Source organism: Streptomyces sp. BL1, assembly GCF_057628045.1.
Window position 1 is genome coordinate 4,540,154 of sequence record NZ_JBXYWZ010000002.1, and the last position, 13,022, is coordinate 4,553,175.

Here is a 13,022-nt window from a genome sequence, read left to right on the forward strand (position 1 = left end):
GATCGAAGTGAAGTCCATTAGAGTGCGCCCCGGATGTACAGAAGGAGGGGTCGACCGTGGGCGCGTCCGGCAGCGAGGCCATATGGGGCCGGGCCGAGCAGCAGGACTTCCGCAGCAGAGTGCGCGGATGTCTGCTGGGCGGAGCGATCGGGGACGCGCTCGGCGCGGGGATCGAATTCCAGTCACTCGACGCGATCCGTGCCGCGCACGGCGCGGTCGGAGTGACCGACTATGTACCGGCGTTCGGCCGCCGCGGAACGGTCACCGACGACACCCAGATGACCCTCTTCACGCTGGACGGCCTCATCCGCGCGCACGTCCGCAGGGACACCGGTGCGTGGCACCCGCCGACCGACGTCCACGCGGCGTATCTGCGGTGGGCCGCGACCCAGCGTGACTGGGGGCCGGACGAGCGCAAGAAGGAGGACGGCTGGCTCGCGCGCCAGGAATGGCTGTACGCGCGCCGCGCACCCGGCAACGCGTGCCTGTCCGGCCTCGCCGACAAGCGCATGGGCACCGTCGACGCGCCCAAGAACGCCCAGTCCAAGGGCTGCGGAACGGTCATGCGGTCCGCGCCGTTCGGCCTGCTGGTCGGCTGGGAGCCGCAGTTGGTCTTCCAGTTGGCGGTGGAGTGCGCGGCGCAGACACACGGGCACCCCACGGGCTACCTCGCGGCGGGCGCCTTCGCCGCCATCGTGCACGCCCTCGCCCGCGGCGACTCCCTCGACCACGCGGTACAGAAGGCCCTCGCCCAACTCGCGGCGCGCCCCGGCCACGAGGAGACGACGGACGCGCTGAAGCGCGCGCTCGGTGCCGTACGGCAGGGCATGCCGACAGCGGAACGCATCGAGGCGCTCGGTGCGGGATGGACCGCCGAGGAGGCCCTCGCGATCGGCGTGTACTGCGCGTTGGTCGCCGAGGACGTACGGCACGGGCTGCTGCTCGCGGTCAACCACAGCGGCGACAGCGACTCCACGGGCTCCATCTGCGGGAACCTGCTCGGCGCGATCCACGGCGAGACGGCCCTGCCGCCGGGGTGGGTCGCGGAGCTGGAGGGGCGCTCCACGATCCTCGAGATCGCCGACGACTTCGCCATGGAGATGACGCAGGGCCCCGCCCTCCACACCCCCGGCCCCTCCAGCCCAGCCTGGCTAACCCGCTACCCCAGGGCGTAACGCGAGGTGTGGGCAGCTGGTCCGCCCAAGGGGCGGAACGGGTGGGCACACCGGACCGCCAGCCGCGAGGCCACGTCCCGCGCGCACCCAACGCACGCGCCGCCGTGAGGGCTTGGCCCCAGACCCGCCCCTACCCGTTTCTTCCGGGGCTGCCGCCCCGGGCCCCACCGCGGAGGCGGGGGGGAAGAGGAACCGGGGCTGCGCCCCGGACCCCCGCGGGGCTGCGCCCCTGCACCCCACGCGCTGCGCGCGGGCTCGGGGCGCCCCGCACCCCACCGCGGAGGCGGGGGAGGGGAGGAATCGGGGCTGCGCCCCGGACCCCCGCGGGGCTCCGCCCCTGCACCCCACGCGCTGCGCGCGGGCTCGGGGCTGCGCCCCGCACCCCCGGCGGGGCTTCGCCCTCGCACCCCACCGCGCGGGCGCGGAAGAGCCGGGGCTGCGCCCCACACCCCGGAAGGCCCCCCGCAACGGCCCCCGCCAGCGCAGCGTCACCGCATCACCTCCCCCGCATTCACCAACACACACTGCCCCGTGATCCCCCGAGCCCGAGCGGAGGCGAGGAAGGCGGCGGTGTCCGCCACATCCCCGTCCGTGGCGAGCTCCGGAAGCGCCATCCGGGACGTGAGGCGGGCGAGGACCTCGGACTCGGGGACGCCCTCCTGGGACGCCGCCCACCGGACGTAGCCCTGAACGGGTGGCCCCCACATCCAGCCGGGCTGGACGGTGTTGACCCGGATGCGGTGCGGGCCGAGCTCGCGGGCGAGGGAGTACATCGCGGACACGAGGCCGCCCTTCGACGCCGCGTACGCCGCCTGCTGCACCTGGGACGGCGCGGCCACCGACGACTGGGTGCCGATGAAGACGACGGACCCGCCGCCGCCCCGCTTCATCGCCGGCACGCACGCGCGCGTCATCCGCAGGGAGCCCAGCAGGTTGACCTCCAGTGCCGCGCGCCATTCGGCGAAGTCGGGCCCCGCGTCCTCCAGTCCGCCCATGACGGTGTCGAGCGCGGCGACGTGCACGACCGCGTCGATCCCGCCGAAGCGGTCGGAGGCGAGCGCGGCGAGCGCCGTGCACTGTTCGTCGTCGGTGATGTCGGTGACCAGCCGCGCCGTGCGGTCGCCGGACGGGTCCACATCCTGTGCGACGCGGTCCAGCGTCGACTCCGTACGGGCCCCCAGCACCACATTCGCACCGTCGCGAACGCAAGCTTCGACGATCCGGCGGCCCAGTCCCTCCCCGACTCCCGACACCAGCACGGTCCTGTCCCGCAGCAGCATCCCGGCCCACCCCTTCCGTCCGGCGTCCGCCGGCTCCCATCTGACGGATCGTCAGAATAGCGCCGTGCCCCTCCCTTTCTGAAGACCCGTCAGCTACACACATGTTCCGGCCGGCGACACACATGCTCCGGCCGTACGGGGCACTCGCCCACGGAAAGAGGAGGACGCGCATGGCGCAGGCGCAGCAGCCGCACAGTGAGATGTACTCCGTACTCGCGTCGGACGGCCCGTACGGGGTGCACCCCGGGCATGCGCTGATCACGATGGTGGAGCCGCATCCGGGGCACGAGCGCGCGTACAACCGCTGGTACGAGGACGACCACTACATCGCAGGAGCCATGGCCATGCCATGGATGTACGCCGGGCGCCGCTGGGTGGCCACCCGCGAACTCCAACTCCTGCGGTATCCGGAAAAGTCATCTGTTGTCCAGCCAGTGACCTCGGGGTGCTACCTGAGTACGTACTGGATCACCGACGGCCGCTACGACGATCACATGAGGTGGACCGTCGCCATCAACAAGCGCCTCAACAGCGACGATCGCGTCCACCAGCACCGCAGTCACGCCTTCACCAGCTTCCAGAACCACGAGGGGACCGTGTACCGGGACGGCGACGCGGGCCCCCGGGACTTCCACGCGCTGGACCACCCCTACCGGGGGCTCGTGCTGGAGGTCGTCGACGCGGAGAGCGCGGACGAGCGGCGGGAGTTGGCGGACTGGCTGCGCGACAGCCACCTGCCGCGGAAGCTGGACGGCTCACCGGCCGCCATGGTGACGCTGTTCCGGCCGCGCCCCCTGCCGGGCGACCGGATGTCGTACGTGAAGCAGGTGGAGGGTGTCGATACCCGGCTCACCCTGCTCTGGTTTCTGCAGCAGGACCCGCGCGAGTGCTGGGAGGCATGGTTCACGGGTCTGGGCGACGAAGTGACGGAGACCGGTCTGGGGCGGGTGGAGCTGGTCGCGCCGTTCATTCCGACAGTTCCCGGAACGGACCTCTACGTCGACGAACTGCGGGACGCCGGAGAGTAGTCACAAACGGCGAGCAGTCACAATCGGCGAGCAGTCATCGGAACGTCCGTGGAGCGAAGCGAAAGTGACATGTGGGTGTGACAGCGATTGCGGGGCGCGGCACCGATAACGCGGTATCCGGTGACAGTGCGGGGTGACAGCGATAGCGCGGGGTGACGGTGATTGCGCGGTGTGACAGCGATAGCGCGGGGTGACGGTGAAACTCCGTGAAAGGCGATGACGCGCGATCACAGAGCGGCAGTGGAGAGAAAGGGAGAGAAGCGGGACGCCGAAGCCCCCTCGGCCGGGACGGCGGACCAGTCGAGAGGGCCGTTTCGGGTCGTTCGGATCAATCGTTCTTCCCGGCCTGTCAGGCGAGTTCGGACGTCATGCCGACTGCGCTGACGAAACCTGTCCAGGCTTCCGGACGGAAGCTCAGATGCGGCCCCTGCGGGGCCTTGGAGTCGCGGACGTCGACGGCCTGCGAGGCCGGCGAACGCACCTCGACGCACGCGCCGTTCGCCGAGTAGGTCGACTTGGTCCAGTGGTCGGTTGTTCCCTGTTGAATTGCCATGTCTGCTCCATGAGTTGGTGCTGTGTGAGCGACCGTACGCCCCGATCGCGAGGCGCCAAGCGGTCGTTCACTCGACCGGATGGCATATTCCAGTGGGGTCTTCACACTGCAGACAGGCAAGGTGTAGCCTCCTCGGCTCACCTACGGGCGTATTCCTTCGCCATGGCCTCGATGTATTCCCGCGTCTCATCCGGATTGAGTGCTTCCGCGCGCAGGTGCTCGTACATCACGCTGTACAGCTGCACATCCCCGGCTTTCTCCAGATAGAGGTCACTGGTGACCCCCTCCAGATAGACGACCGAGGAATCCGAAGCGTCAGGGAACTCCAGAATCGCGTACTGCCCGTTCACTCCCGGATGCGCGCCCATCTTGAACGGCATGATCTGGACGGTGACATGGGGCTGCCGGCCCATCTCGTTCAGATACTCCAGCTGCTCGACCATCACCTGGCCGCCGCCGACCTCGCGGCGCAGCGCGGCCTCGTCCAGCACCGCCCACAGCCGCAGCGGACTGCGCGTGTCCTTGATCCGGTCCTGGCGGCGCATCCGGACCTGCACCCGCTTCTCGATGTCCTGCGGGGTCGCCTCCGGCAGCGCGCCGACACACACGGCCTCCGCGTACGCCGGGGTCTGCAACAGGCCGGGCACGACCTGCGGTTCGAAGACCCGCAGCGACGCCGCGTCGGTCTCCAGCCCGATGTACACGCTGTACGGGATGTCGCCGAACGCGTGCCACCAGCCCTGCTGCCGCGACTCCTTGGCCATTTGCATCAGTGAGTCCACGATGCGGCGGTCCTCGACCTCGTACACCCCGCACAGGTCGCGGACGTCGCGCTGGCTGATGCTGCGCCTGCCGTTCTCCAGCCGGCTGATCTTCGACTGGGAGACCAGCAGCCGGTCCGCGACCTCCTCCGCCGTCATGCCCTTGAGCTCGCGCAGCTTGCGCAGCTCTTGACCCAGCCGGCGTCGCCGGACTGTGGGATTGACGCTGGACGCCACGGGACCTGCACCTCCGGGAAAGTACGACTACTGCTCAGCAGATTGCCACCAACATGAGCGCCTGCGCTGGTAAATGGCAACAGAGGGTGCAGGATCGCCTACCCGGACGCCCTCATCCGAGGCGTACGGTCCCGCACGCGACGCGCGGGGTGGCGAATCCGGCCGTCGTCCTCGGCGGTCGGATCGCCACCCCGCGCGTTTTCAGCGGCTCCCGTGTGGCTCGATGGGTCGGTGGATCAGTCGTCGGTCGTTCTCGGTCGTTCTCCGTCGGACTTCAGAGGCGGTTCGGACCGTTCTGTACGGGACGTCTGACGCCTCGTACGGAACGGCGGCTGCCGACCGCTCTGTTGCCGGACCGGTCGGACCGGCCGGGCCGTACCGATCAGTGCATCCCGGCCCGCGCCATCCGGCCCGGGCCCGGACGGGCCTGCTCGGGAACCTGCCCCGAGGCCGCGGGACCCGAACTCGCGGCCGCCCGCGCGGTCATGGCCGGCTCCCGCCCGCCACCCCCGGGGGAACTGCCCCCGGGACCGCCGGCTGCCCGCCTCGGCTGCGCCCCGACGCCGTTCTGCACATCCATCACGGCGTGCGCGACGAGACCGCCCATCGGGTCGTGCCTGATCAGATCCCGGAGCCGGGAGCGGCACGACCGCCCCTCGTTACCGGGATAGAGGTGCTTGCCGAGCCCGACCGCATGGGCCAGAGCGGCCAGCGCCGCGGTCCGCGGGTCCGGCGGGACGCCGGTGCGGATCGCCGAATCCAGCCGGGTCCTGATCTCCCGGCTGATGGCGTTGTCCGTCGCCTGGTAGCGAGTCGTCGGCAACACCCCGCACATCTGGCTTGATACGGCATGCACCATGCCGCACCGCTCCAGGTGTGTGAGATAGGTTTGGCGCAACCCCAGCCGGGGTCCGCCAATCCAGTGGACGGCGCGCACGGGGCTGCCGCGCCTGCGCAGCAGTTCGAGCGCGGAGTCCAGGGTTGGATCTCCAGTCGGCCGTGGCATCACCACGGCGATGCGGTCCCCGTCAGGGGCTATCCGTCCTGCCAGAGCCAGCTCCACTAGCTGTGCCCCGGCCAGGCCGAGGTCGAGCGACTGCGGCTGCGCCGTGGTTCCCGTTGCCGGGTCCAAGGCGAGCAACAGAAGCTCCTCCGGAATTGTTCTGCGGCTCCTGCCCATCCATGCCTCCCCGCGTGGATGAATGACAGGGTGACCCCTCTCACAATGGTCTGTCGAGAGTGCCTGGACGATATAGACGGGAACCAGTAGGTATGTCGTCTTCGTCTGGCGGGTGGGAAGGCCGTGTGCCGGACCATCGGGATCCATCGGAGCGCCGTGGTGAGACGTGTCCAGTGCGCCGCACAGGACACTGTTAACTGGAACGGCGAGCGGCGAGCATCACATCAGGAGGCATCGGTGGCGGGCGAGTCCCCCGACAGGTCGGAGCGGGAGAGGTCGTCGGGGGAGACGACGGAGGAACACGCGTCGGTTCCCCCCGAGGACGGCGCCGGAGAGGCGCGCGCGAAGGACCATGCGAACGACCAGGAGCCGTCCGCTGCGTCCGCACAGGGCGACGGGACGGCCCAGGGCGGCGAGAGTGCCGGGGCGGGCCGTGAGGGCGGCGACGAGCGGCTGAAGGCCGCTGTCGCGGCCTGGGTCGCCGGCGCGGAGGAGAGCGGCGGCGCCGACGCGGAGCGCGCGGGCGAGGACCGCCCGCGGGAGGCGGACCCCGATGCGCCCGGTACGTCCGGCGCGGGCGGGACGGGTACGTCCGGGGCCTCGGGCACGTCCGGCGGCTCCGGTACGCGGGCCGGGAAGTCCGGCGCGGCGGACAAGCCCGCGGGACGGTCCGGCGCGAAGTCCGGTACGCGGTCCGGTACGAAGCCGGGCTCGCGGTCCGGAGCGCGGTCCGCCGGGAAGGCGGAGTCCGCGGAGGACGGCACGTCCGGGAGCGGTTCCGAGGAGGCCGGCGGCGAGTCCGGCGCGGCCACCGACGGGGCCGGCGAGCCCTCGGACCAGGCTCCCTCGTCCGACCTGCCCGTACGCAAGAAGCCGGCCGGCAAGCCGAAGTCGGCCGCGTCGAAGTCGGCGGCGTCCAAGTCCGCGGCGTCGAAGACGACCGGATCGAAGTCGGCGGCCTCGAAGTCGAACGCGTCGAAGTCGGCCGCGTCCAAGTCGGCCGCGGCGAAGACCACCGGATCGAAGACGACCGGATCGAAGTCGGCCGCGTCCAAGAGCGCCGCGTCGAAGTCGTCTGCGTCCAAGTCGACGGGGTCCAAGTCGGCTGCGTCCAAGTCCGCGGCGAAGCCGCCGTCGAAGTCCCGCGCCCAGTCGAAGAAGCAGGACGCGGCGGAGACCGGCGCGCAGACCGGGGCCGGAACGGAATCGCAGGAACAGACCGGAAAGCAGGGTGGGTTCACGGAGCCGCAGCGGTCCAAGACGGAGTCCGACGACGCGACGAGGATGTTCGGCGTCGTACGGAAGGAAGAGCTTCCCGCCGAGGGCGAGAGCAGCGAGGCCGCGGCCGCACGGCGGGCCGAGCGGATGACCGCCGCCTTCTTCGGGACGCCGAAGAGTGATAGCAAGCGCGAATCTGAAAAGCCTGAGCCGGAACCGGAGCCGGAGCAGGAACCGCACTCGGAGACGGAGCGGGAGCCGGAGGGCGAGGAGCAGGCCGCGAAGAGCGACCAGCCGACGACGACGTTCCGCGTTCCGGACCGGACCAAGACCCCGGCCGGGGACGAGGAGTCTCCGGAGCAGGACTCGGAGCAGGGCCGGGGGGACGAGCAGCCCGTCGACCAGCCGACGACTGCTTTCCGTTCACCCGCGCAGGACACGTCGGACTCCGCCTCCGGCGACGAGCCCAAGTCCGGGGCGCAGGACCGGAAGCGCGACCCGCGCGTCTGGCGCGACGATGCGGCAGGCAAGGACACCGACGGCACCGACGGCTCGGAGGAGCGTGACGCGCAGCCCGAGTCCGAGTCCGAGGCCGAGGCCGAGCCCGCGTCCGACGCCACCAGGGTCTTCCGTGCGGTGAAGCCCACAGCCGCGGCGTCGGCAGGGGGCGGCGACAAGGCCGACGAGGCGAAGGAAGCGGACAAGGGAGCGGACAAAGACGCGGACAAGGACGCGAAGACGGCCGGTACGGCCGGCACGTCCCAGACCGCTGCCGAACCGGAGAGCGGTACGGACAAGTCGCAGGCCGACACCGGCGGAACGGCCAAGTCCGAGCCCAAGTCCGGTTCCGCGGCCGCTGCTTCCGCCTCCGTGGCAGCCACCTCCGACACCGCGAAGTCCGGTACGGCCAAGCCGGACACCGCCAAGTCCGAAGCCGCCAAGGCCGAAACGGCCAAGCCCGACACGGCGAAGTCCGACACCTCCAAGCCGGACTCTGCCAAGCCCGACACCGCCAAGTCCCGCTCCACCAAGCCCGGTTCCGCCGGATCCGAGACCGGAGCCGAGGACGGCGAGGGGTCCGGCGAGCCCACGTCCGAGTCGGAGTCGGAGCGGACGAGTCAGTTCGTCCGGCTGAAGTCCACGGACGAGGCGCGCTCTCCGGCGAAGCCGAAGCCGGCCGTGCAGCCGAAGCCGTCGGGCAAGCCGCACACGCAGTCCGACAAGGACACCGGCGCCACCACCGGCGCCCGTACGGGGGCGGCCGCGCCGCTGCCGGACGAGACCTCCGTACAGCCCGCGTTGAGCGAGGCGGACCTGACGCGGCAGCAGCCGCGGCCCGACCAGGCGCCGATGGATCTGCTGGCGCAGCTCACCAACACGCCTCCGCCGCCGGAGACTCCGGTGCGCAACGCGGTGCGCCGGGTGAAGATCTGGACGCCGCTGGTGGCGCTGCTGGCGGTGCTGTTCGTCATCGCGCAGGCCGTACGGCCGTTGCCGGCGCCGGACCTGACGCTGACCGCGTCGCCGTCGTACACCTTCGACGGTTCGAGCCCGTCGGTGCCGTGGCCGACCGAGGGGCAGGCGGTGCTCCAGGTCGACGGGCTGGGCTCGTTGGGCCAGTACGGGGAGCAGAAGCCCGTGCCGATCGCGAGCGTGGCGAAGGTGATGACCGCGTACGTGATGCTGCACGAGCACCCGGTCAAGAAGGGGACCGACGGCAAGATGATCCCCGTCGACAAGAAGGCCGAGAAGGAGGCCGGGCTCAGCGCGCAGAACGAGTCGACGGTGGACGTGAAGGCCGGCGACAAGCTCTCGCAGAAGCAGGCGCTCCAGGCGATCATGATCGCTTCCGCGAACAACGTCGCGCGGCTCATCGCGCGGTGGGACGCGGGTTCGGAGGCGGCGTTCGTGAAGAAGATGAACGCCACCGCCAAGGAGCTCGGGATGAAGAACACCGAGTACACCGACCCGAGCGGTCTGAAGCACAGCACCGTCAGCACCGCGGCCGACCAGACGAAGCTGGCCAAGAAGGTGATGGACGACAAGCTGTTCCGCGACGTCGTGCGGCAGCCCGGCTACAAGGACGCCAAGGGCAAGCAGCAGACCAACTGGAACAAGCTCGTTCCGCTCGACGGTGTCGTCGGCATCAAGACCGGTACGACCACCAAGGCCGGCGGCAATCTGATGTTCGCGGCCGAGAAGAACATCGGCGGGACCAAGCAGTTGGTCGTCGGCACGATGCTCGGCCAGTACAAGCCGTCGATCCTCGACACGGTCATCGGTGAGAGCAAGAAGCTCATCGACACCGCGCAGGACGCGCTGCAGTCGCGCACCGTCGTGAAGAAGGGCGACGTCGTCGGCTACGTGGACGACCAGATGGGCGGCAAGACGCCGGTCGTCGCGACGAAGGACGCGCCGGCCGTCGGCTGGGGCGGGCTGAAGGTCAAGCTGGGCATGAGCGACGGCAGCAAGGGCATCCCGCACGCGGCCAAGGCCGGCGACAAGGTCGGCGAGCTGACCGTCGGCGACGGGCCGGGTCAGGTGCAGGTGCCGGTGGCGCTGCAGAAGGACATGGAGGAGCCCGGGTTCGGCGCGAAGCTGACCCGCATCCTGTAGGGCGCGTACGGGCCCTCCGAGGGCCCGCGCAGGACCGCGTACGTGGGGCCCGGCACCGTCCCCCGGTGCCGGGCCCCACGGCTGACGTTTCCTGTTGCCCCGGATCTGTCAGCTCAACGCCGTGAATCCGACGGCGGTGCTCTCAACTCCCGCTCCCGTAGGGGCGGGTGATGATCTCCAGGACGTGCCCGTCGGGGTCCAGCCAGTAGACGCCGCGGCCGCCGTCGTTGTGGTTGATCTCGCCGGGCCGGGTCCGGTACGGGTCCGCGTAGTACGTCAGGCCCGCGTCCTGGATCCGCCCGAAGACGGCGTCGAACTCGTCCTCCGAGACGAGGAACGCGTAGTGCTGCGGCGTGATCGGACTGTCGCCGGCGTCGGCGAAGTCCAGCGCGACCTCGTTGCCGGTGACGACCGGGAGGAACGGGCCGTACTGCGGCGCCACTTCCAGTCCCAGCAGGGTGGCGAGGAAGTCCGCTGACGCCTTTTTGTCAGTGGCGTGCACGATGGTGTGGTTGAGCGCGATGGACATACCGGGGATCTCCTTCGGTCCGGTGCCGGCGTTCGCCTGCTGTCTTCTCGCCTCTCCAACGAGCCCGCGCCGCAGGTCACTCCCGTACGGGGCTCGGCCTTTCGCCGTAGTCCCGAGGCCCCGGCACGGGAGCCCCGGCACGGGACCGGAGACCGAGGCCCAGGGGCCCGTACCCGTACCGGACCCGTACCTGGAACCGCCCCCTACTCCGCGGCGGACCAGCCGCTCCACCGGCCGACGGCGATCTCGACGAGGGGCCCGTCGGGCGGGTGCGCCCCGTACTGCGGGTACTTGGCCATCAGGTCCTCCACGGCTGCGGCCCGCTCCGGGTCCCCCTCGGGGAAGTCCCTTACGTGCGCCGAGCCGTCGGCGCGCGCCCACCACAGCTGCGTCCAGTCCTCGTCGTACTCGTCGGCGAGAAGGCAGACGGCGCTGTTGGCAAGCATGTTGGCGAGCCGCTTGAGCTGACGGTGCCGTTTCGGCTTGTGGTCCACGGCGAACACGACGGTGTCGCCGCGGACCACGAACGTCACCGGCACCAGGTGCGGCCGGCCCTCCTCGTCGGCGGTGGCCAGCCGCACCACCCTGGCCGCCGCGAACCGTCGGCGTGCCTCGTCCTCGCTCAGCCGCATGCGACCGACGCTACCCGCCCGTACCCGCCCCGTAGGGGACCCCGTACGGGACCGGCACGGCGGCACACGGGACCCCGCGGCGGCACACGGGACCCCGGACCCGGGCGGGTACGGGCGGGGCTCAGCCGGCCGTCAGCGGATAGTGGTCGGACAGATCCGTGTACGTGTAGCGCTTGCCCCAGCTGGAGACGGTCCACGGCGCGGACCGACGCTGCAGGACCTCGTTGCTCCAGCCGTCCGGACGGGCGTGGCCCTTGCGGTGCAGCACGTAGTCCAGGTCCTCGCGCGGATCGTCCGGGTAGCGTTCGGCGGCGATGGAGTTCTGCTCCGTGTCGAACGAGTACGGGTGCCCGGTGCGCGCGTCCGCCGGGACCAGGCCGGCGTTCTCCAGCATCGAACCGTACTCGTCGCCGCGCGAGTCGACGTTCAAGTCCCCGGCCACCATGACCTGTTCGTCCGCGGGGATGTGCTTCGCGTCGAGGAAGGCATCGATCTCCCGGAACTGCGCGGCCCGGTCGGCGACGGCCTTGCCGCTGCCGCAGCTGCTGTCGGTGGACTGCGTGTGCGTACCGACGACGTGCACCTTGGTGCCGTTCACGTCGAGAACGGCGTACAGGAAGCCCTTGTTGGACATCGCGTCCGAGCCGCACGCGTCCTTGTAGATGTGCTGCTCCTTGTGCACGACGGGCCACTTGCTGAGCAGCGTGACCCCGCCGTCCTCCGGGGTGGCGCCCGACCAGGCGCCGCCGGTGGCGTCCCAGCCGCTCTTCGACCGTCCGACGACGGGCGTCTGGTACGGGTACCCGTCGGCGGCGTTGGCCTTCAGCGCCTCCGAGGAGGAGTTGTCGAACGCCTCCTCCAGCACGACCACGTCGTTCCCCCGGAACCAGTCCGCCGCCGGAATCTCCCGGGCCCGGTGGTCCTGGCCCCAGTTGGGATACAGGTTCTTGCTCATCAGGAAGGCGTTGTAGTTCAGCACCTTCAGCCGCGGGGGCGCGCTCCGCGCGTTCTCCGCCGTCGTGGGCGTGGGCGCGGCCTGGGCGGGGGGCTGTGCCGAGTACGGCCGCCGTACCCGCGAGGGCTGCGACCGCCACGGCGACGGTTCTGGACATACGTGGACGCGTCCGCACGGAAACTCCAGAGGTGTGGGGGGCTTGGGTTCCGCCCACATCCAACCAGCCTTCGTTACCTGCCGGTAGCGGGCGGGTGAAGGCCGTCGGCTGTCGCTCGGCGCACCGGCCGCGGGCCCTTGCCGTACGGGGCGGCCCTAAGGGGATGCCGTACGGGGTGGGCCCTAATGGGCGCGCCGCGACACGTCCAGCGACAGCGGAATGGAGTGGTCGGCGAACCCCAGGGAGCGGTAGAGGTGTTCGGCGTCCTCGGAGGCGTGCAGGTCGACACGGGTAACGCCGCGTGCGGCGAACCAGTCGAGCAGCGCCTCCATGGTGGCCCGCCCGTGACCGCGCCCCCGGTACCGGTCGTCGGTGCACACGCTGAACACGAACCCGAAGAGCCCCGCCGGATGCAGCGGAGCGGCCAGCCGCTCCTCCACCGTGCCGACGGCGCACGCCGCGAGGTGCGGGGCGGTGGGGCGCCCGGTCGTGGGTACGTCGCCGTCCACGACGAAGGCACCCATGCACCGCGCCCCCTCCGGGACGGCCAGCTGCCGCCGTGCCGCGTCCTCCGCGGTCCGCTCCCACTCACCGGGCTCGTCGGCCCCGTGCATCGCCACGAACATCTCCCGCCGCAGCCGCACCAGTTCGGCCGCGTCGTCCACCGTCGCCTCTCGCACCTCACTCATGCGCCAAATCCT

At 70.8% G+C, this 13,022-nt stretch carries 11 protein-coding genes; 3 read left to right on the plus strand and 8 right to left on the minus strand.

Annotated elements, in window-relative coordinates:
* The first annotated feature begins 56 nt into the window (after positions 1–56).
* On the plus strand, positions 57–1,175 hold the full coding sequence (locus AC3AGO_RS20045) for an ADP-ribosylglycohydrolase family protein (protein WP_487821598.1): 1,119 nt from the start codon (positions 57–59) through the stop codon (positions 1,173–1,175).
* A 488-nt stretch (positions 1,176–1,663) separates the two neighbouring features.
* Here the strand turns inward: AC3AGO_RS20045 and AC3AGO_RS20050 are convergent, their stop codons facing one another.
* Positions 1,664–2,455 (minus strand): SDR family oxidoreductase, encoded by a 792-nt coding sequence (locus tag AC3AGO_RS20050; RefSeq protein WP_487821599.1) that lies wholly within the window; start codon positions 2,453–2,455, stop codon positions 1,664–1,666.
* Between the two features lie 170 nt (positions 2,456–2,625).
* On the opposite strand from AC3AGO_RS20050, the gene AC3AGO_RS20055 reads away from it, so the two are divergent.
* Positions 2,626–3,483 carry a hypothetical protein gene (locus AC3AGO_RS20055; protein WP_487821600.1) on the plus strand — a complete coding sequence of 286 codons (858 nt, stop codon included), beginning with the start codon at positions 2,626–2,628 and terminating at the stop codon, positions 3,481–3,483.
* Between the two features lie 349 nt (positions 3,484–3,832).
* Here the strand turns inward: AC3AGO_RS20055 and AC3AGO_RS20060 are convergent, their stop codons facing one another.
* From AC3AGO_RS20060 to AC3AGO_RS20070, 3 genes are all read right to left on the minus strand, one after another.
* Entirely contained in the window at positions 3,833–4,036 is a 204-nt protein-coding gene (locus AC3AGO_RS20060; protein WP_487821601.1) for a DUF397 domain-containing protein, read from the minus strand.
* A 137-nt stretch (positions 4,037–4,173) separates the two neighbouring features.
* Positions 4,174–5,034, minus strand: coding sequence for a helix-turn-helix domain-containing protein (locus tag AC3AGO_RS20065; RefSeq protein WP_487821602.1), 861 nt, complete (start codon positions 5,032–5,034; stop codon positions 4,174–4,176).
* A gap of 382 nt (positions 5,035–5,416) precedes the next feature.
* On the minus strand, positions 5,417–6,214 hold the full coding sequence (locus AC3AGO_RS20070; RefSeq protein ID WP_487821603.1) for a GOLPH3/VPS74 family protein: 798 nt from the start codon (positions 6,212–6,214) through the stop codon (positions 5,417–5,419).
* A gap of 237 nt (positions 6,215–6,451) precedes the next feature.
* Between AC3AGO_RS20070 and AC3AGO_RS20075 the strand changes: the two genes are divergently transcribed.
* On the plus strand, positions 6,452–10,048 hold the full coding sequence (locus AC3AGO_RS20075; RefSeq protein WP_487821604.1) for a D-alanyl-D-alanine carboxypeptidase: 3,597 nt from the start codon (positions 6,452–6,454) through the stop codon (positions 10,046–10,048).
* Positions 10,049–10,190: 142 nt separating this feature from the next.
* On the opposite strand, the gene AC3AGO_RS20080 is transcribed toward AC3AGO_RS20075, so the two are convergent.
* From AC3AGO_RS20080 to AC3AGO_RS20095, 4 genes are all read right to left on the minus strand, one after another.
* Positions 10,191–10,577: a VOC family protein gene (locus AC3AGO_RS20080; protein WP_487821605.1), complete on the minus strand. Its 387-nt coding sequence runs from the start codon at positions 10,575–10,577 to the stop codon at positions 10,191–10,193.
* Positions 10,578–10,780: 203 nt separating this feature from the next.
* Positions 10,781–11,209 (minus strand): TIGR03668 family PPOX class F420-dependent oxidoreductase, encoded by a 429-nt coding sequence (locus AC3AGO_RS20085; protein WP_487821606.1) that lies wholly within the window; start codon positions 11,207–11,209, stop codon positions 10,781–10,783.
* 121 nt (positions 11,210–11,330) lie between these two features.
* Entirely contained in the window at positions 11,331–12,350 is a 1,020-nt protein-coding gene (sph, locus tag AC3AGO_RS20090) for a sphingomyelin phosphodiesterase (protein ID WP_487824724.1), read from the minus strand.
* 153 nt (positions 12,351–12,503) lie between these two features.
* Positions 12,504–13,010 carry a GNAT family N-acetyltransferase gene (locus AC3AGO_RS20095; RefSeq protein WP_487821607.1) on the minus strand — a complete coding sequence of 169 codons (507 nt, stop codon included), beginning with the start codon at positions 13,008–13,010 and terminating at the stop codon, positions 12,504–12,506.
* Positions 13,011–13,022 lie beyond the last annotated feature (12 nt).